Source organism: Telluria sp. LT1R51-2, from assembly GCF_059685775.1.
This window is the reverse complement of the sequence record NZ_JCASIM010000001.1, coordinates 3,238,328-3,259,307: the sequence shown is the minus strand read 5'-3', so window position 1 is coordinate 3,259,307 and position 20,980 is coordinate 3,238,328. Positions and strand designations below refer to the sequence as shown.

At 64.0% G+C, this 20,980-nt stretch carries 18 protein-coding genes; 10 read left to right on the top strand and 8 right to left on the bottom strand.

Features of this window, described 5'->3' with window-relative positions:
* Window positions 1-9: 9 nt before the first annotated feature.
* Both AC56LH_RS14425 and AC56LH_RS14420 read right to left on the bottom strand, forming a co-directional pair.
* Entirely contained in the window at window positions 10-2,826 is a 2,817-nt protein-coding gene (locus AC56LH_RS14425) for a type VI secretion system Vgr family protein (RefSeq protein WP_499647104.1), read from the bottom strand.
* A 6-nt stretch (window positions 2,827-2,832) separates the two neighbouring features.
* On the bottom strand, window positions 2,833-3,885 hold the full coding sequence (locus tag AC56LH_RS14420) for a M35 family metallo-endopeptidase (RefSeq protein WP_499647102.1): 1,053 nt from the start codon (window positions 3,883-3,885) through the stop codon (window positions 2,833-2,835).
* 242 nt (window positions 3,886-4,127) lie between these two features.
* On the opposite strand from AC56LH_RS14420, the gene AC56LH_RS14415 reads away from it, so the two are divergent.
* The 3 genes from AC56LH_RS14415 (at window position 4,128) to AC56LH_RS14405 (ending at window position 8,914) form a co-directional block, all read left to right on the top strand.
* On the top strand, window positions 4,128-6,311 hold the full coding sequence (locus tag AC56LH_RS14415) for a putative bifunctional diguanylate cyclase/phosphodiesterase (RefSeq protein ID WP_499647100.1): 2,184 nt from the start codon (window positions 4,128-4,130) through the stop codon (window positions 6,309-6,311).
* A gap of 7 nt (window positions 6,312-6,318) precedes the next feature.
* A complete protein-coding gene (locus AC56LH_RS14410; RefSeq protein WP_499647098.1) occupies window positions 6,319-7,911 on the top strand; it encodes a spherulation-specific family 4 protein in 1,593 nt (530 codons plus the stop codon).
* A gap of 235 nt (window positions 7,912-8,146) precedes the next feature.
* Window positions 8,147-8,914 (top strand): class I SAM-dependent methyltransferase, encoded by a 768-nt coding sequence (locus AC56LH_RS14405; RefSeq protein WP_499647096.1) that lies wholly within the window; start codon window positions 8,147-8,149, stop codon window positions 8,912-8,914.
* A gap of 98 nt (window positions 8,915-9,012) precedes the next feature.
* Here the strand turns inward: AC56LH_RS14405 and AC56LH_RS14400 are convergent, their stop codons facing one another.
* A complete protein-coding gene (locus AC56LH_RS14400) occupies window positions 9,013-9,726 on the bottom strand; it encodes an HPP family protein (RefSeq protein WP_499647095.1) in 714 nt (237 codons plus the stop codon).
* A 117-nt stretch (window positions 9,727-9,843) separates the two neighbouring features.
* Between AC56LH_RS14400 and cynR the strand changes: the two genes are divergently transcribed.
* Complete coding sequence (gene cynR / locus AC56LH_RS14395) at window positions 9,844-10,740, top strand: transcriptional regulator CynR (protein WP_499647093.1); 897 nt, start codon at window positions 9,844-9,846, stop codon at window positions 10,738-10,740.
* A gap of 46 nt (window positions 10,741-10,786) precedes the next feature.
* Here cynR and uraH read toward each other — a convergent pair whose 3' ends face one another.
* Entirely contained in the window at window positions 10,787-11,224 is a 438-nt protein-coding gene (gene uraH, locus AC56LH_RS14390) for a hydroxyisourate hydrolase (protein ID WP_499503462.1), read from the bottom strand.
* 55 nt (window positions 11,225-11,279) lie between these two features.
* The gene (locus tag AC56LH_RS14385) at window positions 11,280-11,780 is read right to left on the bottom strand and encodes a GlcG/HbpS family heme-binding protein (RefSeq protein WP_499647090.1); all 501 of its coding nucleotides are present in this window, start codon (window positions 11,778-11,780) and stop codon (window positions 11,280-11,282) included.
* 131 nt (window positions 11,781-11,911) lie between these two features.
* Here AC56LH_RS14385 and AC56LH_RS14380 point away from each other — a divergent pair, with 131 nt between their 5' ends.
* The 6 genes from AC56LH_RS14380 to rfbC all read left to right on the top strand — a co-directional run bounded on the left by AC56LH_RS14380 (window position 11,912) and on the right by rfbC (window position 17,685).
* The gene (locus tag AC56LH_RS14380) at window positions 11,912-12,583 is read left to right on the top strand and encodes a heavy metal response regulator transcription factor (protein WP_499647088.1); all 672 of its coding nucleotides are present in this window, start codon (window positions 11,912-11,914) and stop codon (window positions 12,581-12,583) included.
* A gap of 11 nt (window positions 12,584-12,594) precedes the next feature.
* Window positions 12,595-13,986, top strand: coding sequence for a heavy metal sensor histidine kinase (locus AC56LH_RS14375; protein WP_499647086.1), 1,392 nt, complete (start codon window positions 12,595-12,597; stop codon window positions 13,984-13,986).
* Window positions 13,987-14,271: 285 nt separating this feature from the next.
* On the top strand, window positions 14,272-15,348 hold the full coding sequence (gene rfbB, locus AC56LH_RS14370; RefSeq protein ID WP_499647084.1) for a dTDP-glucose 4,6-dehydratase: 1,077 nt from the start codon (window positions 14,272-14,274) through the stop codon (window positions 15,346-15,348).
* Window positions 15,345-16,250: a dTDP-4-dehydrorhamnose reductase gene (gene rfbD, locus AC56LH_RS14365; RefSeq protein ID WP_499647082.1), complete on the top strand. Its 906-nt coding sequence runs from the start codon at window positions 15,345-15,347 to the stop codon at window positions 16,248-16,250. Before rfbB ends, rfbD begins: the two co-directional genes overlap by 4 nt.
* Window positions 16,247-17,140, top strand: a complete 894-nt coding sequence (gene rfbA / locus AC56LH_RS14360) for a glucose-1-phosphate thymidylyltransferase RfbA (RefSeq protein WP_499647080.1) — start codon at window positions 16,247-16,249, stop codon at window positions 17,138-17,140. The genes rfbD and rfbA overlap by 4 nt, the downstream gene beginning before the upstream one ends.
* Window positions 17,140-17,685, top strand: a complete 546-nt coding sequence (gene rfbC / locus AC56LH_RS14355) for a dTDP-4-dehydrorhamnose 3,5-epimerase (RefSeq protein ID WP_499647078.1) — start codon at window positions 17,140-17,142, stop codon at window positions 17,683-17,685. The genes rfbA and rfbC overlap by 1 nt, the downstream gene beginning before the upstream one ends.
* Window positions 17,686-17,718: 33 nt before the next feature.
* Here the strand turns inward: rfbC and AC56LH_RS14350 are convergent, their stop codons facing one another.
* The 3 genes from AC56LH_RS14350 to nhaA are packed head-to-tail and all read right to left on the bottom strand — an operon-like array spanning window position 17,719 to window position 20,973.
* A complete protein-coding gene (locus AC56LH_RS14350) occupies window positions 17,719-18,423 on the bottom strand; it encodes a potassium channel family protein (protein ID WP_499647076.1) in 705 nt (234 codons plus the stop codon).
* Window positions 18,416-19,744 (bottom strand): TrkH family potassium uptake protein, encoded by a 1,329-nt coding sequence (locus tag AC56LH_RS14345; RefSeq protein WP_499647075.1) that lies wholly within the window; start codon window positions 19,742-19,744, stop codon window positions 18,416-18,418. The genes AC56LH_RS14350 and AC56LH_RS14345 overlap by 8 nt, the downstream gene beginning before the upstream one ends.
* Window positions 19,741-20,973, bottom strand: coding sequence for a Na+/H+ antiporter NhaA (nhaA, locus tag AC56LH_RS14340; RefSeq protein ID WP_499647073.1), 1,233 nt, complete (start codon window positions 20,971-20,973; stop codon window positions 19,741-19,743). Before nhaA ends, AC56LH_RS14345 begins: the two co-directional genes overlap by 4 nt.
* Between the last annotated feature and the right edge of the window lie 7 nt (window positions 20,974-20,980).

Below are 20,980 nucleotides of genomic sequence, written 5' to 3'. Positions count from 1 at the left end.
CTCGCTCTCCTATTGGTCTTTGCCACCGCGCGACAGCACGATCTCAGCCATGTGCATCGCATCACGCGCCAGCAATTCCGATTTGCCCTGCGCATCGCTGACACTCTCCAGGCTCGTGCCATCGCTGAGCGCCACGTGCATCTTCATGTCCTTCACCAAGGCGCCCAGCGGTTCGGCGCCGTCGTCATCGGCCACGCCCCGCGGATAGCGCAGCTCCAGTTTCTGATCCGCACCGCCGGCGCCAAACGTCGGGAACTGCGCCGCCATCGATTCAGGTCCGTCAAACGTGTAATCCGGTGCATGAAACCGCAAAGGCGCCTTGCTGCCCAGCACGGGCGGGCCGTCGCCCAGTTTGAGGAACGAGCCGTCCGCTGCCACCAGCAGGATGACCTTGCCCGTGACCGTCACCGTGCCTTCCGACGCTGTGAGCTGCATGTTCTGCGCCGATTCGATGGTCGTGTCGTCGTGCTGGCTTTGCATCAGGAGCTTGCCGTTGTGGGCGATCGCATGCAGCCCGCCGTGATGCGCGAACAGCGACAACCCTTTGCCGGCATTGACCGAGAACCGCTGGCCCGCAGTCAGTTGCATGTGCTGCTGCGCGGCCGTGTCGACGTTGGTGCCGGCGTAGCTGACCACGGCTTTCGAGCTGGCAAAGCCGATCCCCGCCGGGGACGTCACGGCGATCACCGGCTCGCCTGGCTGCGCCGCCTCCGGCCGGGTATTGCTGCCGTCTTCCCACGTCGTGAAGCGCGCCAGCAGCGCCTCCTGCTCGGCCGTGTCGATGGCCAGTCCGTTATGCTCTGCAGCGTAGTTGCCCAGCGACGCGCACAGGTCGCCGCAGTCGCGCAGCAGGCCAAGATAATCGTCGCGGGCCAGCTGCGCACCCTTGTTGCCGGCACCGCCCAGCAGCTTCCAGGCGCTGAGCAGGATGCCGCGCGCTGCGTGCAGTGCAATGGCGTCTTCGGTGCGTAGTTCGGCCCCTTCGCCGCGCGGCCTGGCGCTGCCTTCCTGGCGCGGTTCGGTCAGGTAGCCCAGATTGAGTTCGCTGGCTGCATGGTCGCTCGCCAGCTGCGCGCTGATCTGTCCGGCCGTATCGTCGAGCCGCAGCTGGTTGCCGCGCTGGCCACGGATTTCACGGCTGCGCAGGCCTGACTGATGGCGGTTGGCGGGCAGGCCGTCTTCGCGCCGGAAGCTGGGCGGCGGGGCGGCGCCGTTATAGACCTGGGCGATGATGACCGGCTTGTCGGGATCACCAGCGGCGAACGCCACCAGCACCTCTGCGCCCACGGGTGGCAACAGGCGTGCGCCACACTGGTTACCGGCGCCGTTGCCCGCCCATCCGGATGAGACGCGCACCCAGGCCGAGTCGCGATCCGAACCCGACGCGCCGGCGCCATCGGCATGTGCGTGATCCTGCGCGCGGGTTGCCGGGAAACGGATCCTGACGCGCCCCAGGTGATCGCACCACACGGCCTCGTCTTTTGGCCCGACGACGATCGCGCTTTGCAACTGCGGCTGCGGAATCACCGGCGGTGGCGGCACGATCCGCACGCCGCGCCGTACGCAGGTAAAGCGAGACCGGTAGCGCAGCGGTTGATCGGTGTCGCCGAGCCGGACGGTGTCCCAGCCGCTGCGCGCAAACAGCCGTTCAACCTGGGCGTTGATGTCCGCCGGCAGGTTGTTGGTGGCATCGATGCGCTGCGCGGTCACGACGAATTCGCGCTGTTCGGGCTGGTGCTTGTCGATCTCGGGATGGCCCGTCAAACCGAACCACTCGCCAACGGCCAGGTCGCGCACTGCGCCTTCGCCGTGGAAGCATTTGGAGAGAAATTCTTGGTGGGCCACCAGTGCATCGCTGATGGCCAGCAGGTCGGGCCGGTTGTCGCCAAGATGGGGCGCCGTCACCTGATAATGTTCCAGGCTTGCAGCCAGTGCGTTCCCCGTCTTGCCCTGGTTGACGCGTAGCGGCGAACTGGTCGTGGCGCCCCCATTGGCAGGGTTCAGGTAATCCCAGCTGTGCAGCGAGGTATGGCCGGGCACCAGCGTGCGCTCGGCGCTCCAGAGCGTGATCGCGTCGCGCTCCTCGGTCGCGCCGTCGCGGTGAAAGCGGATGGTGCCGGCCGCATTGCACGCCAGCGCCTGGTCATCATCGAACAGCACCAGCGTGTGGCCCACGCCCGCGGCATCGCCGCCGGCCTGATTCTGCCGGTCGATTCTGCCCGGGCGAACAAACCAGGCGATGCCGCGGCGTTGCATCAGGCGGCGCACGAAACCGGCATCTGACTCATTCAACTGCATCGTGAGCGCGCGCTTCGGGAGCTTGCGGTTGAGCAGACCGCTGGCAATCTCGAAGTCGAAGGTCGATGCGATCACGGGATTGTTTCTCTGCCATTCCTTGAGGACCAGTTCGATGATCTCGAGCTCATTCTTGTCGCGGAAAACGCGCGTCGTGCGCGCCGCGTCCAATACCGACAGCGCGTCGCGCACGGTCAGCTTGTAGCTCGCGATGCCGCCGTCGCTGTGGCCCGATGCAGCCGCCGTGACGATCCCGCACAGCCTGCGCAGGTGGCCGCGGTCGGTCACGATCTGCAGCTCGCAGGGCAGGCCGATGAAACGCTTGAGTTCGAGCGTCGCGCTTTCGGACAGGCACAGAATCTGCAGCTCGAGGCCGCCGCACACGGATTCGCTGGCGCTGGCGTAGTGCGGCAGCAGCGCATTCACATCGGTCGCGCCGGGCTGGCCCAGTACCATGCGCAATGGCCGGTTATGGGTGTCGAGCCGGTAGCTGGCCAGGGCGGCGGCAAGCGTGGTGAGAGGCAGTGTCATGGTCGATCACTCCCGCGCAGCCTGCGACAGGCTCGCCTGCGCCGGCGTGTTCTCGCCAAAATACTCATGCGAGTCGGCGTTGTCGATCGCCCGCTGCGGCGCGCTGCGCGCCAGTTCTGCTGCGCCGGTCTGGCCGTACACATGGTCGTCGGTGCCCGCCACCACATCGAAGTGGCTCAGCTCGTGCAACAGCGTGCCGCCGCGCGAATCGGTGCCGGTCGCTGCTGCGGCCCAGAACGCCTTGCAGACCCAGACCGTGTAGGGCCGCGCCGGATACACGTAGGCAAAATACGGCGCATCGCAATCGCAGTCGATCCTGACCGGCTTGTTGTCGAACGCGTCCCTGATCGCCGTGACATTGGCCGTGACCCTGGCGCCGCGCGCGGCGTCCTGCGCCCCGAACCACAGCGCGTAGCGCGCGCCGTATGGCGTGCCCGAAGTCAGGTAGGCCTGGCTGTCGGCCGCCATCGCGCGTCCGGCCACCATCGCGGTCACCAGCTGCATCTGCTGCGCCCCGGTGCAATTGGCAAAGCCCGGTCCAGAGGCGGCGTCATACGGGATCGGCGTGCTGCTGCCGTCGACCCGGATCGTGACAGGGTTGGAGGCAAGTTGGCCCACGACTGCGCCGGCGGTGATGCCCGGCGCCGGCAGGGCGGGACTGCGATAGCGGATCGTGTAGTTGCCGGCAACGTGCATCTCGTAGAAACGCGACAGCTCGACCGTCTGCGTGAGCGCCGCACCCGGGGCCAGGTGCAAGTAATCGGCTGGCCCGGGCGCGGCGCGCTTGATGCGGCGGCCCAGGTAGCGTACGGGCTGGCCGTCGCGCTGTACCTCGAACAGCGGCGCCTCGAGGTCGTGTTGCAGTGTGCGCCAGCGCAGCAGATGCTGGACCGTGTCCGAGGTATTGGTCAGCGTAACGGTCATCAGGACGTTGTTGCTGCGACCAGCCGCCGGCTGCGCCGGGTTCAGGGTGACGTTGATCTGCGCATGCGCCGTGCCGGCACTGCTCAACACAGCGAGGGCGCCCACGGCGCGCGACAGCAAAGAACCTGAATGCATGGTGGACTCCGGTTGGGTTCGACCGGATGACTCTCACCTTATTTTCTCTGCCCACATTGCGCTGTTGCAGCGGCAGCTGTTGGCCAGCTTGCTTCAGGTCAGCTGCTGGGCAGAACTCTCACACAAAATAACAACAGGGGACCGACAACGGTCGCCTGTATGGCATCGGTTTGCTATCATGCAACAATCGTATCCAACAAAAAAATAACATTCGATCACGTTGGATAGCACAGGTGCTTCCCATGATGATCCAGACAACCGAGACTGCCGCGCCGCCCCTTGTTGCGGTGACCGATTTGCACGCCACCGCTGCCGAACTTGCCCGGCACACCAGCGAAGCGCACGCGCTGCGTGATGCCCAAGCGTTGCTCGGCCAGAACCGCAACTACCTCGAGCAAGTGATCGACGGCATGCCGGCAGGCTTGCTGGTCATCGACGCCGAGCGCTGCGTGCGCTCGATGAACCGCATGATGGCCGAGCTGATCGACGCGCCCGAAGAAGCGGCCAGCGCCGGCCATCCATTGGCGCGCTGGCTGCCCGACGCCGGCCTGGCCGCGCGGGTCAGCGATGCACTGGTGACCGGCATGCCGCAGGACCACATCCTCGTCTCGCTCGACGGCCGCCCGGACGGCGTGCGCCATCTCGAATTCAATATCCGCCGCACCGAGCAGGCCGGTGGCTACATGCTGCTGCTGATCGGTCAGGACATCACCTTCCGCCGCAAGGCGCGCCTGCGCCTGCAGGAGAGCGAAGAATTCTTCCGCCTGACCTTCAGCCAGGCGGCGGTGGGCATCGTGCTGCTGGGCCCGGACGGACGCCTGTTGCGCGTGAACGGCAAGATGGCGCAGATCCTGGGCTACAGCGAAATCGAACTGCTGCAGCGCTTCTTCCAGCAACTGACCCACGTCGACGATCTGCCCGACGAACTGACACTGGTGAAACGCCTGCGCGATGGCGAGATCAGCGACTACCAGCGCGAACGGCGCCTGCTGCGGCGCGACGGCACGCCGATCTGGGTCAATGTCAGCGTCTCGACGATGCGCGATGCCTACGGCAACCAGCGTTTCATCGCGGTCGTCGAAGACATCTCGCGCCGCAAGGGCGCCGAAGAAGCGCTGCTGCGCGTGATCAACCATGACGCCCTGACCGGCCTGCCGAACCGCGTGCTGCTGCAAGACCGGCTCGAGCGCGCCATCGCCCATGCGCACCGCGCCGGCACACAGGTGGCCGTCATGTTTATCGACCTCGACCGGTTCAAGCACGTCAACGACACGCTCGGTCACGATGCCGGCGACCAGCTGATCGTGGAGATCGCGCGCCGCCTGGCCGGCACGCTGCGCGAGAGCGACACCGTGGCGCGCCAGGGCGGTGATGAATTCGTTGTCGTGCTGCCCGAGATGAACGGGGAGAACGATGCCGCCCGTGTGGCCCGCAAGCTGCTCGACAATCTGTTCCAGCCGCTGCTGCTGTGCGGACAGGAAGTGTTCCCGACCGGCTCGATCGGCATCGCCATGTTCCCGCGCGACGGCACCGACAGCGCCACGCTGCTCAAGTGCGCCGACAGCGCGATGTACGGCTCCAAGGGCGGCGGCGGCAATGGCTTCAGCTTCTACATGGCCGACATGGGCGCGCAGACCGCGCTGCACCTGCGCATGGAAAGCGAACTGCAACGCGCGCTGCAGCGCCGCGAATTCGTGCTGCACTACCAGCCCGTGGTCGATATCGCCACCGGCCACCTGGGCGGCGTCGAAGCGCTGCTGCGCTGGCAGCCGCAGGGCAAGCCGATGGTGTCGCCGGCCGATTTCATTCCGCTGGCCGAAGAAACCGGCCTGATCGTGCCGATCGGCGAATGGGTGCTGGAAACCGCAATGGCGCAGCAAGTGGCCTGGCAGCAGGGCGGCCTGCCGCCGGTGCGCGTCAGCGTGAACCTGTCGGCGCGCCAGTTCCTGGGCCAGGACGTGGCCCAGCGCGTCGCGGTGCTGCTCGAAAAAACCGGCTGCGACCCGCGCGCGCTGACGCTGGAAATCACCGAGAGCGTGCTGATGCAGAATCCGGTGGCGGCCACGGAAACGATGGCGCGCCTGACCGCAATGGGCGTGCAACTGGCGATCGACGACTTCGGTACCGGCTACTCCAGCCTGGCCAGCCTGAAGCGCTTCCCGATCCACAGCCTCAAGATCGACCGCTCGTTCGTCAGCGACCTGACCGACGATGCCGACGACGCCGCCATTGTCGATGCCGTCATCGGCCTGGCCCATTCGATGAAGCTCAACGTGATTGCCGAAGGCGTCGAAACGGCCGACCAGCTCGCCTTTTTGCTCGCCCACGGGTGCGACCAGATGCAGGGCTTCTGCTACAGCCGGCCGGTGGCGCCGGACGCCATCGAAGCGCTGCTGCGCGCGGCGCCTGCTGGTTCGCGCCAATAGAAGGTCATTGCGCAAGCTGGAAAGCGCTTATAGAAAGAGCTCGAAAGTCAAAGATAACCAAAAAGCAAAAAAACAACGAGATATAAAAGTATTTCGTAAGTCGTTGTGCGCCCCGCAGCAACGTTATAAGCTTCAACACGCGATGAAACGTCGTTTTGACGTGGATTTTGCTTCTTCGACCGTTGCTGACGTAAGGTCCTGGCCCGGTGCGGCCGGTATGAAACGAAAGTCAATCGCAACCTGTGTCAAACAGGCCTGTTGGCCAACAATGTGCCTGCCGCCAGTCAGCGCCCGCTCGTCAACCGGCGCTCATCCATCGATGTTCAGCGAATCATACCAAGGAGACAGTATGAAAAAATATGCACTTTTGAGCGCCATGTTGGCTTGCGTTGCAAGCGGCATGTCGACCCCGGTTCAGGCGCAGGCAGTCGCGACCAAGATCGGCGTCATCAGCTACTGGGGCACGAATGCAAGCCTGTACAACCAGCTACCTGCCGGATCGCTGGCCTTGATCAACCCTGACAGTGGCATCTTTCAGGGCCAGACAACGACGTTGGTCCCGGATCTTGCCAACTATAAAAGCATCGTCGATCAACAGACGAGCCGCAACGTACGGCTGATCGGGTATGTCCCGACAGGTTACTTCAACCATTCCTGCAATCAAATGGGAGTCTGCCAAACCTGGGACAGGATCGAAGCCCAGGTCCGCAACTATTTCCAGCAGATGCCCAACCTCAAAGGCATCTTTTTCGACGAAGCAGCCCCGTCGAACTGGAACTGTGCCGCGTTCGTGAACGAATACCAGCAGCTGCGGACCATCGTGAAGAAGTACCGTGCGGATGCAACGATTGCGTTCAATGCGGGCGTGCCTGACAACTGCGTGGTCAGTGCAACACAGGCAGGCGAAATAGCCGTGCTGTTCGAGAGCGATACGTCTTCGTACACCAGCCAGGTCCAAACGATCACCAACGCAACGGCGGCAGCACGCGCCAAAGGCGTGTTGACATGGCATCTCGTACACTCCGTACCTGCACAGGCGGATATGGAGCGTGTGGTTCAGGAGATCAAGAACCGTGGTGCGGATTATGGCTATGTCACCAACATCGGCGGCAACTGGCAGGCTGGCGAAAACACCTGGGGAAGCTTGCCGCCATACTGGACGCGAGAAACCGAGCTCCTGAATGGCATCAGTACGGCAGCGTCAAGCGTCAATTGGGGGAACCTGAGCCACAAGATCGTTAACAAAGCCAGCTATCTCTGCCTGTCGGCCACGAGTGGTCACGCGGAGCAGCAGGTTTGTCCATCCGCTGCCAGCTGGAATCTGGTCTACCAAAACGTCTCGGGCCAGAATTTCTACAAGCTGACGTATGGCGGTCTCTGTCTGACAGCCGGGTCGAGCAACGCGAACGCGGTGACGTGGGAAAGCTGCACGCTGGGAGATCGTCAGTTGTTTGCCATGAGAGAGGCTGGCGGACTGGTGTACTTCACTGCCAGGACGACGGGGAACGCCCTCACCATGGACACCAATACTGCAGGTTCGTGGGCAAGCGCCTGGCCGTATAGCGCAGCGTCGAGCCAGCAATTCTACTTCCAGGACTAGTCGTTTTCCGGGCTGATTGTAGAGCCCCAACGAGGCCGGCCTTGCCAAGGCTGGCCGATTTCCCGTCATGCGCCTTGCCAGCATTCCCGCTGAAAGGTACCAGCGCAAGTGCGGCAGGTACGCCAGTCGCCACGCGAAAGTACATCGGGCCGCCGACGCAGCTACACTGATCGTTCCCATTCACGGCAAGCCTGCCCACGCGATTGCAGGCGGCGACTTCTTATGGAAACCGATCATGCACCGCACCCGCTCGCGCACCAGCCACACCCACCGTACACTCCCTGTCCTGCTGGCCTGCCTGTCGGCGCTGACGCTGCTGTCATCGGCCAGCATCGACGCCATGGCACAGACAACCACCGTCGACACGCGCTATGAACGTGTTGCACCCAGCCCGGATGGCATCGGCAAGCGCTACATGGGCCGCGAGATCTCCGGTGTGATGGGATGGGAGGGCGCGCAATGGCTCGAGCGCGAAAGCCGCGCGCACGAGGAGCGGCCGGCATTGCTGCTGCAGGAACTGGCGCTGGCGCCCGGCATGACGGTGGCCGACATCGGCGCCGGCACCGGCTACTACACCTGGCAGCTGGCGAAAAAAGTCGGGCCCGGCGGCCGTGTGTATGCCGTCGACGTGCAGCCACAAATGATCGCCATGCTCGACAGCCAGATGACAAAGCGCGGCGTGCGCAACGTGGTCTCGGTGCTGGGCAGCGAAACCGCCGTCAAACTGCCAGCGGCCAGCGTTGACCTGGCAATCATGGTGGATGTCTATCACGAGCTCGCTTATCCCGCAGAAGTCCTCGACAGCATCGTCGGCGCCCTCAAGCCGGGCGGGCGCGTTGTCTTCGTCGAATACCGCGCCGAGGATCCGGCAGTCGCGATCAAGCCGCTGCACAAGATGAGCGAGACGCAGATACGGCGTGAAGCCACGGCGCATGGCCTGACATGGGAACGCAGCATCAAGTCGCTGCCGATCCAGCATGCGATCGTGTTTCGCAAGCCCTGAACGCGGTGCTGCTGGCTGCTGTCGATGAGTAGCGGCCCGAGGGCGGAAATGCCATCGCACTTTCCGCCGCGATGCACACTGGTCAACCATCTCCCGTTTCAGGACGAAGTCGACATGCTCACACGACGTCGCTGGCTTTCCTGCGCCACTTCTTCCAGCACCGATTCCAGGTCATCGACATCGACATCCAGTATTTCGGTGCGCCTGCGTAATACCGCGTCAAGATCCGCACGTGTGAACATCTCCGTCGCGTCATGGTTGGCCGCAGGCGTCTTGTGAACCGAGCGGTGAGGATAGCAATGCCCGGTGAGCCTGTGATAAACCAGGGCGCCGGCAAGCAGGGCAACAGAATTGAGACCGATCGGGAACAGCACGAATGCGTAGCCGAGTGCATGAATCTTGCTGCCTCCCAGCACCGCTGTAATTGCCACCGCACCGGACGGTGGATGCACGCAGCGAAACGAAAACATCAGCATGACCGTGACTGCCACGGCAACTGCGGCCGCCAGGAGCGGCATCGGGATCAAGTAAGCGCAGCTGACGCCTGTTACTGCGCCGATCAGATTTCCACCGATGATCGCCCATGGCTGAGCCAGAGGGCTTGCCGGTACGCCGAACAACAGCACGGCAGACGCGCCCAGGGGCGCTGCCAGCAATGGCAGATTGTCGACTGGCCCGCCGAAAAACCAGGCAATCACGCCCGTAAAGAATATCCCGATCAGCGCGCCCAGGCTGCTGCGTAACTGTTCACGAGACGCTATTTGAATCGGGGCGGGAAGGAAGTCACGACACCATTGCTGAAAGGACGACAAGATCACATCTTTCTAAAAAACTGAGTGGGAGGGCTGCAAATATAACAACCCACAACCATATGGTCCAAGACCGATATGCGATGATGTCGATAAGTAAAACGAATCATCGGAACGTCCATGCTGCTGCGCCATATTCGCTATTTTCTTGCCGTTGCAGAGCATCGCAACTTCACCCGTGCTGCCGCCGCGCTGCATGTGTCGCAACCGGCGCTATCACAGCAGATCAAGCAGCTCGAAGCATTGCTGGGCGTCCAGCTGTTTGACCGAAGCGGAAAAAGCGTGCGCCTGACCGATGCCGGCGAGGCATGGATGGGCTACGCCAAACTCGGCATGCAGCATCTTCACGCCGGCGCCCGCGCGATCCAGGATGTCGGCACCGCACACCGTGGCGTGCTGCGTTGCGCTGCGCCGCCGACGTTATCGCTGTATCTGATCGGTCCGCTGATCGCCCGATTCCATGCACTGCATCCAGGGGTCACAGTCAGTTTTCTGGAAATCGCGCAGGAAGACATTGAAGCGATGCTGATCAACGACGAACTCGACATCGGCATCGCCTTCAGTCCGCTGCAGCCGGGTGAACTCGATTACACACCGGTGTACGAAGAAGAACTCAGCTTCGTGACCGCCGCCAGTCATCGACTCGCCGCCCGGTCTGCGGCGTTGCCGCTGGCGGCGTTCTCTGCCGAACCGCTGGTGTTGCTCAACAAGTCATTCGCTACCCGCCAGCAAATCGATGCGTACTGCGCGTCCCACGGTATCGCGGCAAAGGTCGCCGTCGAAGTCAATGCCATCGGCGCGTTGGTCGAGATCGTCCGTCAGGGAACGCTGGGAACAGTTCTACCCAACCCGATTTCTGCCGCCTATACCGATCTGCACGCGGTTGCATTGCTACCGGCGATGCCGTCGCGCCATGTCGTCTATGCCTGGCGCAAAGGGGCGTATCGCACGGCAGCAAGCAAAGCACTGGTCGACGTATTGACCGACTTGGTGCGGGAGTTGACGTCAGGTGCTTGATGCTCTGTGCCGGCGCGCCGCCGACAGTCTTTCCCGCTGTACGGATTCAATTGCCGCGGTACGTCGAATAGCCGTAAGGGCTCAGCAGCAGCGGCACGTGGTAATGCGGCACACTGCCATCGGCTGTAAAGATGACAGGGATCTCGGGGAAGAACGTCGGGCTCTTGTGCTCGGCAAACCACTTGCCGGTCTTGAATGTGACCCGGTAAGTGCCGCGTACCATGGCCACGCCGGCGGGGAACAGCGCCGGGATGCGGCCCTGGGCGTTGGTGACGCCTTCGCCGAGCATCGTCCACCCGTCGCCCACGCGCTGCTCAAGAGTCACAGCCACATCGGCCGATGGCAAACCGTCCTGCAGGTTGAGGACATGGACGCTGAGCGGGTTGATCGCAGTGGCAGGTGCGACGGTGGGTGCGGCCGCGGCACTGGCGCAGTGCGCAGCAGCGCCGAGGGTCACAACGAGCAGGGTCTGAAGGAATTTCATGCGTTCTCCGTAGGGGTAAGTGTAGAAATAAGCGGAACGTCAATGTCGCCAGCGATCAGGGCGTCTTGCGCAACACGTTGTCGATTGCGGCCAGTGCGCAGGCTTCGTCTGCGGCCGGTCCGCCAGCGCCGGCAATGCCGATGGCGCCAATGAGCTCGCCGTCAGCCATCAGTGGCACGCCGCCACCGAGCAGCAGCAGCGTGTCGACGGTGTTCAGGTTGGCGGCTTCGACGCTGGCGCGGGCATTGGCGGCGAGCAGGCGGGTCGCCGTTCTCGTTGACAGCGCCGTGTAGGCCTTGCGCTGGGCAGCGACGGTGTTGTGCGGTCCGACGCCATCGTCACGGCGCAGGGCGACCAGGTTGCCGCCGCGGTCGACCACGGCGGCAGCCAGCATTTTGCCGTCAGCATGGCAGGCGGTCATCGCCGCGTCGAGCAGGCGACTGGCGCCATCGAGTGAGATAGTGCGGTGGGGTACGGTCAGCGGGGCGGCGGCGCTGGCCTGGGCGCAGGCCAGCGACAACACGATCAGCAAACCTGCAGGCAGTTGGTGGTACATGGAATCATCCCGGTGGTGTTCGAATGGCCGCATGGTACGCAGCGCCCGGCGACAACCAGATGACGGCCAGATGACAGTTTTGTCATCTTGAGCGCGGCGGGCAGTAAGATTGCGGCACAAGGAGCCAGGCAATGCGCATACTGATCGTGGAAGATGAACGCAAGGCGGCCGACTACCTGCAAAAGAGCTTGCGCGAGTCCGGCTACATCGTCGAAGTGGCCAGCAATGGCTTTGACGGCCGTTACATGATCGAAGAGTTCGACTTCGATCTGGTGATCCTCGACGTGATGCTGCCGGGCCTTGACGGCTGGGCGCTGCTGCAACTGGTGCGCGCCAAGTCGGCCACGCCGGTGATGTTCCTGACGGCACGCGACGCCATCGAAGACCGCGTGCGCGGGCTCGAACTGGGCGCCGATGATTATCTGGTCAAGCCATTTTCGTTTGCCGAACTGCTGGCGCGCGTGCGCACGCTGCTGCGGCGCGGCCCGCCGCGCGACATGCAGGAATTTCGCGTCGCCGACCTGCAGGTCGATGTGCTGCGCCGCCGGGTCACGCGTCAGGGCGACCGGATTACCCTGACGGGCAAGGAATTCGCGCTGCTGCATCTGCTGGTCAGCCGGGTCGACGAGGTGCTCTCGCGTGCGGTCATCGCCTCGCACGTGTGGCAGATGAATTTCGACAGCGACACCAATGTCGTCGATGTGGCCATCCGCCGCCTGCGCGTGAAAATCGACGATCCCTATCCACTGAAACTGATTCATACAGTCCGTGGCATGGGTTACATGCTGGGCGAGACGCCATGAGGCTTGCGTTAATGCCTCGTTCGCTGAGCATGCGCCTGGCGCTGTGGTTTGCCCTGGCAAGCGCGCTGCTGCTGGGCGCCATCGGCGTGTTCCTGTACCGGTCCCTGGCAAGCGAGCTGGCGTGGCGCGACGACATCGCGCTGGCAGGCCGGATCGATCGCATGCGCGCGCTGGTTGCCGACAGCGACAGTATCGAGGCGTTGCGCCGGCGCCCGCAGCTGTACGCCAACATGCTGGGCAACCGCGACAACGCCTTGTGGATGCTCGACGCCACGGGCCAGCTGCTGATCGCTGTCAATCCGGGCGGCCTGGCACTGCCGTCGCTGCCGCACGCGCCATCGATCCGCCTCACCGATGTCGCAACCGGCCAGGCGGCGCGACTGGCCTGGGTCGATGTCTGGCAGGGCAACCGCCGTTTTACCGTGGTCGCAGCCAAGATGCTGGCCGAGCGCGAGCGCATGCTGGCCAGCTACCGCATGACCTTGGGGGTGGCGCTGGCCGGCGGGGCGCTGCTGTCGTTTGTACTGGGCTGGCTGATCAGCCAGCGCGCGCTGCGGCCTGTGCGGCTGATGGCGCAGCAGGCCGCAGCCGTCGACCTGCGGCGCCTGCAGCAGAACGTGGCGGTGAAGCTGACACCGGTGCCGCTGGAAGAAACGCAGGAACTGCAGCAACTGGGGGCAGCGCTCGACCAGATGCTGACGCGCCTGGCCGACGGTTTCGTCCAGCTGTCGCGCTTTTCCGAAGACCTGGCCCATGAGATGCGTACGCCGTTGCATAACCTGATGGGCCATACGGAACACGCGCTGCGCAAGCGCCGCAGTGCCGACGACTATGAACAGCTACTGGCATCAAATCTGGAAGAATATGAGCGCCTGGCGCGCATGATCGACAGCATGCTGTTTCTTGCGCGTTCGGAGCAGCCGGCCAGCGGCGTCACGCTTGAGACGATTGATCTGGCAGAGTTGTGCACCCAGCTGGTGGACTATTTCGAAGGCGTGGCCGAAGAACGCGGGATCAGCATGGTGGTGCGCGCGGCCGGCGAACTGGTTGCTGACCGTGCGCTGGTGCGGCGTGCCCTGGCTAACTTGCTGGCCAACGCGCTGCGCTACGGCGCTGCCGCAGGTACGGTAACGATCCACACCGGCGCCGATGACGAGACGGTCAGCATCACCGTGCACAATACTGGCATGCCCATCCCGGCCGTCCATCTTCCGCACGTGTTCGAACGATTTTATCGTTGTGACCCGGCACGCAGCCAGGGCGGTGATTCGGGCGGTCTGGGACTGGCCATTGTCGCCTCGATCATGCATCTGCACGGTGGTGAAGCCCGGGTTGAAAGCGACGACACGGGCAATCGCTTCACCCTGTTGTTCCCACAATCTGTGCAAGACCAGACACGATAACGGGATGTAGCTGCCTGTACCTCGTCCGTCGGTCATTCGCGCGGCACACTTTCCAGCCAAATGTTACTATTACCTCAACGAAATGTACAAGGCTATCCGGCATTGACAAAATACCTACAGTGCCGGGAAAATGTGCCAATATGTCACGTTTTTGCTATCTAGTCATCATAAAATAGTAGCAATAGTGCATGAATGGCCCACGCCGTTTGTCCACAACCATTCTCAGGTTCGCGCAGTGCCCAGAGCGCCGCGCAGCCACCGATACCTTTTTCAGGAACTGCAGGCATGACTATCCTCGTGACTGGCGGAGCGGGCTTTATTGGCTCGAACTTCGTCATCGACTGGCTCGCTCACAATGACGAACCCGTCGTCAACCTCGACAAGCTGACGTACGCCGGCAATCTTCAAAACCTGACGAGCCTGGAAGGCGACAGCCGCCACCACTTCGTGCGCGGCGACATCGGCGACGGCGCCCTGGTGGCACGTCTGCTGGCCGAGCACAAGGTGCGGGCCGTGCTGAACTTCGCGGCCGAAAGCCATGTCGACCGTTCGATCGAAGGCCCGGGCGCGTTCATCCAGACCAATATCGTCGGTACCTTCAACCTGCTCGAAGCCGTGCGTGCCTACTGGAACGGCCTGGACGAGCAAGCCAAAGCCGGGTTCCGCTTCCTGCATGTGTCGACCGATGAAGTGTATGGCACGCTGGGCAGCGATGCGCCGGCCTTCACCGAGCAGCACCGCTACGAACCGAACAGCCCGTACTCGGCCACCAAGGCAGCGTCCGACCACCTGGTGCGCGCCTACCACCACACCTACGGCCTGCCGGTCCTGACGACCAACTGCTCGAACAACTACGGCCCGTATCACTTCCCGGAAAAGCTGATCCCGCTCGTGATCCACAACGCGCTGGCCGGCAAACCGTTGCCGATCTACGGTGATGGCCAGCAGATCCGCGACTGGCTCTATGTCACCGACCATTGCAGCGCGATTCGCCGCGTGCTCGAAGACGGCCGCCTGGCCGAAACGTACAACGTCGGCGGCTGGAACGAGAAAGCCAATATCGACGTCGTGCGCACGCTGTGCGCGATCCTCGACGAACTGCAGCCGCGCGCCGATGGCGCGTCGTACGCAACGCAGATGACGTTCGTGAAAGACCGTCCGGGGCACGACCGCCGCTACGCGATCGACGCCGGCAAACTCGAGCGCGAACTGGGCTGGCGCCCGGCTGAAACCTTCGACACGGGCATCCGCAAGACCGTCGAGTGGTACCTGGCCAACGGCGCCTGGGTCGAGAACGTCACCAGCGGCGCGTACATGGAATGGGTCGACCGCCAGTACACGCCAGAAAACGGCGCCGCATGAAGATCCTGCTACTGGGTAAGGACGGCCAGGTCGGCTGGGAACTGCAACGTGCGCTGGCGCCGCTGGGCGAGCTGCGCGCGCTGGGTCGCAGCGAAGCCGATTTCACCGATCCCGAATCGCTGCGCGCCGTCGTGCGCGGGTTTGCGCCCGACGTCATCGTCAATGCCGCTGCCTACACGGCGGTCGACAAGGCCGAAGCCGACGCCGCCACGGCGCACAACGTCAATGCGGTCTCGCCGGGCGTGCTGGCCGAGGAAGCCGCCGCCGGCAACGCCTGGCTCGTGCACTACTCGACCGACTACGTCTTTGACGGCACGAAAGAGGGCGCCTGGATCGAAACCGACGCCGTCAATCCGCTGTCGGTGTATGGCCGCACCAAGTACGACGGCGAGCAGCGCATTGCCGCCAGCGGCGCGCGGCACCTGATCCTGCGTACCAGCTGGGTGTTCGCACCGCGCGGCGGCAACTTCGCCAAGACGATGCTGCGCCTGGCCAAAGAGCGCGAGTCGCTCAACGTGGTCGCCGACCAGCATGGCGCGCCAACCGGCGCCGAACTGCTGGCCGACGTCACCGCGCTGGCGCTGCACCGCATCGCCGCGCCGGGCACGGATGTGCAGGGGTTGTCGGGCGTGTACCACCTGGCCGCCGCCGGCGCCACCACCTGGCATGCCTACGCTCAGCACGTGCTGGCGCAGGCGCAAAGCCATGGCGCCGTGCTCAAGGCCGGGCCGGATGCCGTGCAGCCGATCGCGGCCAGCGCGTTCCCGACGCCGGCCGCGCGGCCTGCCAATTCGCAGCTCGACTGCAGCAAGTTCAGCGCCAATTTCGGCGTGCGCCTGCCCGACTGGCGCCACCACGTCAACCGATTGATCGCCGAACTGTCGGCGCAAGGAAACCTATGAGCAACGTTACGCAACGCAAGGGCATCATCCTCGCCGGTGGCAGCGGCACCCGCCTGCACCCGGCCACGCTGGCAATTTCAAAACAGCTGCTGCCTGTCTTCGACAAGCCGATGATCTACTACCCGCTGAGCACCCTGATGCTCGGCGGCATCCGCGACATCCTGATCATCTCGACGCCGCAAGACACGCCGCGTTTCCAGCAACTGCTGGGTGACGGCGCGCGCTGGGGCCTGAACCTGTCGTACGCTGTGCAAGCCTCGCCGGACGGCCTGGCGCAAGCCTTCATCATCGGTGAAGACTTCATCGGCAATTCGCCGTCGGCATTGGTGCTGGGCGATAACCTGTTCTACGGCCACGATTTCAACCAGCTGCTCGAGCGCGCCGATGCCCGCACCGACTGCGCCAGCGTCTTCGCCTATCACGTGCAGGATCCCGAGCGTTATGGCGTCGTTGAATTCAACGACGACGGCAAGGCCATCAGCCTGGAAGAAAAGCCGGCCACGCCGCGCTCGAACTATGCGGTGACGGGCCTGTATTTCTACGACGAAAACGTCGCGCAGATGGCGCGCACGCTCAAGCCGTCGCCACGCGGCGAGCTCGAGATCACCGACCTGAACCGGATGTACATGGACATCGGCAAGCTCAACGTCGAGATCATGGGCCGCGGCTACGCCTGGCTCGACACCGGCACGCATGAGTCGCTGCTCGACGCCGGCCAGTTCATCGCGACGATCGAACAGCGCCAGGGGCTTAAAGTGGCGTGCCCTGAAGAAATCGCCTATCGCAAGGGCTGGATCAACGCGGCCCAGCTCGAAGAACTGGCTGCACCGCTGCGCAAGAACGGCTACGGCCAGTATCTGGTGCGCGTTTTGAATGAAAAGGTATTCTGATGCAAATTACTCGCTTGGCAATTCCAGACGTCCTGAAGATCGAACCACGCGTGTTCGGCGACGACCGCGGCTTTTTCTACGAGAGCTTCCACCAGGCCCGCTTTGAAGAAGCAGTCGGCCGCAAGGTGTCGTTCGTGCAGGACAACCACTCGAAATCCACCAGCAACGTGCTGCGCGGCCTGCATTACCAGATCAAGCAGCCGCAGGGCAAGCTGGTGCGCGTCGTCGCCGGCAGCGTCTACGACGTCGCGGTCGACCTGCGCCGTGCGTCGCCGACGTTCGGCCAGTGGGTCGGTGAAATCCTGTCGGCCGAAAACAAGGCCCAGCTGTGGGTGCCCGAAGGTTTCGCGCACGGCTTCGTCGTGCTGTCCGAAACGGCCGAGTTCGTCTACAAGACGACCGACTACTACGCGCCCGAGCACGAACGCTGCATCGTCTGGAACGATCCGAGCCTGGCCATTAACTGGCCGATCAGCGCGACGCCGTCGGTGTCGGCCAAGGACGAGAAGGGCACCATGTTCGCCACTGCGGAAGTGTTCGAGTAACAGGGCGAGCAGACGCGGGGCCCTGGCACGGCCCTAGCGTCTTTTGCCTTTCTTCTCGCCGCCGGCGAACAGCTCGATCTTCTTGGTCGGGCCCGACACGATCAACAGGTCGCCCGGCAGGATCCGGGTTTCTCCCAGCGCATGCTGGAAGTCTTCGTTGAGCCGTTTCACGCCCACCACCGTCACGCCAAAGCGCGCGCGCACGTGCGATTCGGCCAGCGTGAGGTTGTGCGTCTCGGCCGGCGCATTGATCTTCGCGATCGCAAACCCGTCCTCGAACTCAATGAAGTCCATCAGCCGCCCGGTGATCAGGTGGGCCACGCGCGCGCCCATGTCCGCTTCGGGGTAGACCACGTGATGGGCGCCGATGCGCTGCGCAATCTGGCCGTGTTCGGGCGTCATCGCCTTGACCCAGATATCCTTGATGCCCAGTTCGGACAGCACCATCAGCGTCATCAGGCTGGCCGCCAGGTCCGAGCCGATGGCGACGATGGCGTGCGAAAAGTCGGCCACACCCAGTTGCAGCATCACGTTCTCGTTGGTCGAGTCGGCCTGCACGGCGTGCGTGAGCCGCTCGCTCCAGAGCTGCACCAGGTCTTCCTTGCGGTCGATGCCCATGACGTCGTGCCCCAGGCGCATCAGCGATTGCGCGACCGCACCACCAAAGCGCCCCAGGCCGATGACGACGACGCTGTCGCCCGCCGAAAAGGCGAACTGTTCTGTGAAAATTCTACCCAACAATTGGATGGTCCTCCGGATAACGATAGGGCATGCGCCGCTTGCCCAGAACGAGCGAGGTCGCGAGGGTGATCGTGCCGACCCTGCCGATGAACATGAGTAAGGCCAGCACCACCTGGCCCGAGGCCGGCAGCTGGGCCGTGATGCCGGTGGACAGGCCCGCGCTGCCAAAGGCCGCGATGACTTCAAAGATAATCTGATCGGTCGGGAAATGCGAGATCCGCAGCAGCGCCAGCGTGCCCAGCGCCACGATCACGCTGCCCAGCACCAGCACGGTAACGGCCTGGCGCTGCGCCGCCATCCCGACCCGGCGGCCGAAGGCCTCGGTATCGGACTGGCCGCGCGCTTCGGCCACGACGAGCAGGACCAGGATCATGACGGTCGCCACCTTGACGCCGCCCGCCGTGCCCGCGCTGCCGCCGCCGATGAACATCAAGAGATAGTGCAGCGCCCAGGTCTCGGGCGTCAGCGCGCTGTAGTCGACGGTGTTGAAGCCCGCCGTGCGCGACGCCACCGAGATGAACATGCTGTTGAGGAGTTTGTCGGGTGTCGACAGCCCGCCCAGCGTGGCGGCATTGTTCCACTCGAACAGCAGCACCGTGGCGAAGCCGCCCACGAGCAACATCAGCGTGCCGGTGAGGGTGAGCTTGGTGTGCAGCGACCAGTGGCGCGGATCGCGCAAGCGGTGGCGCAGGTCGTGCAGCACCGGGAAACCAATGCCGCCGACCACGATGGCCACCATGATCGGCAGCAGCACCAGCCCGTCGCTCGCATAGCGGGTGAGGCTGTCGGCATGCAGCGAAAAGCCGGCGTTGTTGAACGCCGAGACGGCGTGGAAGAGGGCGCTCCACGCCGCGTCGCCCCACGCCAGATCGTGCCCGGCGCGCAGCCGCACGAACAGGATGGCGGCGATCACGAGCTGCAGCAGCACCGACACGGTCAGCACGACCCGGGCCACGCTGGCGATGTCGCCCATGCCCAGCGAGCGCGTCTCGGTCTGCGCGATCAGGCGCGTGCGCAGGCGCGACGAGCGGTTGACCATCAGCCCGAGCAGCGTGGCAGCCGTCATCATGCCGAAGCCGCCCAGCTGGAACAACAACATGATCGACGCCTGGCCGAAGCCCGACCAGTAGGTGCCCGTATCGACCACGGCCATGCCGCTGACGCACACGGCCGATACTGCCGTAAAGAACGCCACCATCAACGGCGCGCCATGGCCGCTGGCGCTCGCCAGCGGCAGCATCAACAGCAACGTGCCGGCCAGGATCGCGCCTGCAAACAGCAGGACGACAACCCTGGCCGGATGCAGGATGGTGGTCATGCCGCCCGGGCTGGCCCGGTGTCCGTGGCGCCGTCGTCGAAATCCATGGTGTCCGGGTCAAGATCGCCTTCGGCCGGCGCGCCGAACAGCTTGAGCCAGACGAAGCCCAGGATGCCTGCCGTCAGCGACGCTGCCAGAATCGCCATCTTCGACGCGTTGATGATCCCGGCCTCGCCGACAAACGCCAGGTTGGTGATGAAGATCGACATCGTGAAGCCGATCCCGCCCAAGAGGCCCGCGCCGATCACGTGGCGCCATGCCAGGTCGAGCGGCAAGCGGCACACGCCGAGCGTCACGGCGGCAAAGGTGAACAGGAAGATGCCGACCGGCTTGCCGGCAACCAGGCCGGCAATAATGCCCAGGCTGTTCGACGACATCAGTTCGCCGGCCCAGCCGGCGCCGATCACGATGCCGGTATTGGCCAGCGCGAAGATCGGCAGGATCAGGAAAGCCACCGGCGTGTGCAGCACGTGCTCCATGCGGTGTGCGGGCGACGCGGGATCGTCCTGCGTGTGCGAATACGGGATCGTGAAGGCCAGCAGCACGCCGGCAATCGTCGCGTGCACGCCCGACATCAGCATCAGGAACCACATCACCGCGCCGCCCAGCAAGTAGGGCCACAGCGCCAGCACCCGCAGGCGACGGTTCATCAGGAACAAGGCGACGAACATGCCCAGCGCGCCGACCAGATAGCCGACCTTGAGCTCGGCCGTATAGAACACGGCGATGACGATGATGGCGGCCAGGTCGTCCATGACGGCCAGCGCGGTCAGGAAAATCTTGAGTGACGCCGGCACCCTGCTGCCCAGCAGGGCCAGCACGCCCAGCGCGAACGCGATGTCGGTGGCCATTGGAATGCCCATGCCCGGCTGGGCGTGGGTGCCGCCATTGAGCGTGAAGTGGATCAGCGCCGGCACCGCCACACCGCCGGCTGCGGCAATGATCGGCAACAGCGCGTTGCGCAGGTCGGACAGCTCGCCGTTATTCAGTTCGCGCTGCAGTTCCAGGCCGATCAACAGGAAGAAGATGGCCATCAGCGCATCGTTGATCCACAGCTCGACGCTCAGGCCAGCCAGATTGATTTGCCAGAACGCCAGGTACGGCGCACCCCACGGGGAATTGGCGACCATCAGCGACAGGATGGTGCACAGGATCAGGACCGTGCCGCCCGCCTTGCCGGATGCTGCGAATGCCTTGAACGTGTTCGATAGACGCTTTTCAATGCGCATGGTGGAT

What these genes read in the sequence shown, in the direction of transcription:
- AC56LH_RS14425 (WP_499647104.1), bottom strand. Translation starts at nt 2,826, where the DNA reads ATGACACTGCCTCTCACCACGCTTGCCGCCGCCCTGGCCAGCTACCGG.
- AC56LH_RS14420 (WP_499647102.1), bottom strand. Translation starts at nt 3,885, where the DNA reads ATGCATTCAGGTTCTTTGCTGTCGCGCGCCGTGGGCGCCCTCGCTGTG.
- AC56LH_RS14415 (WP_499647100.1), top strand. Translation starts at nt 4,128, where the DNA reads ATGATGATCCAGACAACCGAGACTGCCGCGCCGCCCCTTGTTGCGGTG.
- AC56LH_RS14405 (WP_499647096.1), top strand. Translation starts at nt 8,147, where the DNA reads ATGCACCGCACCCGCTCGCGCACCAGCCACACCCACCGTACACTCCCT.
- cynR (WP_499647093.1), top strand. Translation starts at nt 9,844, where the DNA reads ATGCTGCTGCGCCATATTCGCTATTTTCTTGCCGTTGCAGAGCATCGC.
- uraH (WP_499503462.1), bottom strand. Translation starts at nt 11,224, where the DNA reads ATGAAATTCCTTCAGACCCTGCTCGTTGTGACCCTCGGCGCTGCTGCG.
- AC56LH_RS14385 (WP_499647090.1), bottom strand. Translation starts at nt 11,780, where the DNA reads ATGTACCACCAACTGCCTGCAGGTTTGCTGATCGTGTTGTCGCTGGCC.
- AC56LH_RS14380 (WP_499647088.1), top strand. Translation starts at nt 11,912, where the DNA reads ATGCGCATACTGATCGTGGAAGATGAACGCAAGGCGGCCGACTACCTG.
- AC56LH_RS14375 (WP_499647086.1), top strand. Translation starts at nt 12,595, where the DNA reads ATGCCTCGTTCGCTGAGCATGCGCCTGGCGCTGTGGTTTGCCCTGGCA.
- rfbB (WP_499647084.1), top strand. Translation starts at nt 14,272, where the DNA reads ATGACTATCCTCGTGACTGGCGGAGCGGGCTTTATTGGCTCGAACTTC.
- rfbD (WP_499647082.1), top strand. Translation starts at nt 15,345, where the DNA reads ATGAAGATCCTGCTACTGGGTAAGGACGGCCAGGTCGGCTGGGAACTG.
- rfbA (WP_499647080.1), top strand. Translation starts at nt 16,247, where the DNA reads ATGAGCAACGTTACGCAACGCAAGGGCATCATCCTCGCCGGTGGCAGC.
- rfbC (WP_499647078.1), top strand. Translation starts at nt 17,140, where the DNA reads ATGCAAATTACTCGCTTGGCAATTCCAGACGTCCTGAAGATCGAACCA.
- AC56LH_RS14345 (WP_499647075.1), bottom strand. Translation starts at nt 19,744, where the DNA reads ATGACCACCATCCTGCATCCGGCCAGGGTTGTCGTCCTGCTGTTTGCA.
- nhaA (WP_499647073.1), bottom strand. Translation starts at nt 20,973, where the DNA reads ATGCGCATTGAAAAGCGTCTATCGAACACGTTCAAGGCATTCGCAGCA.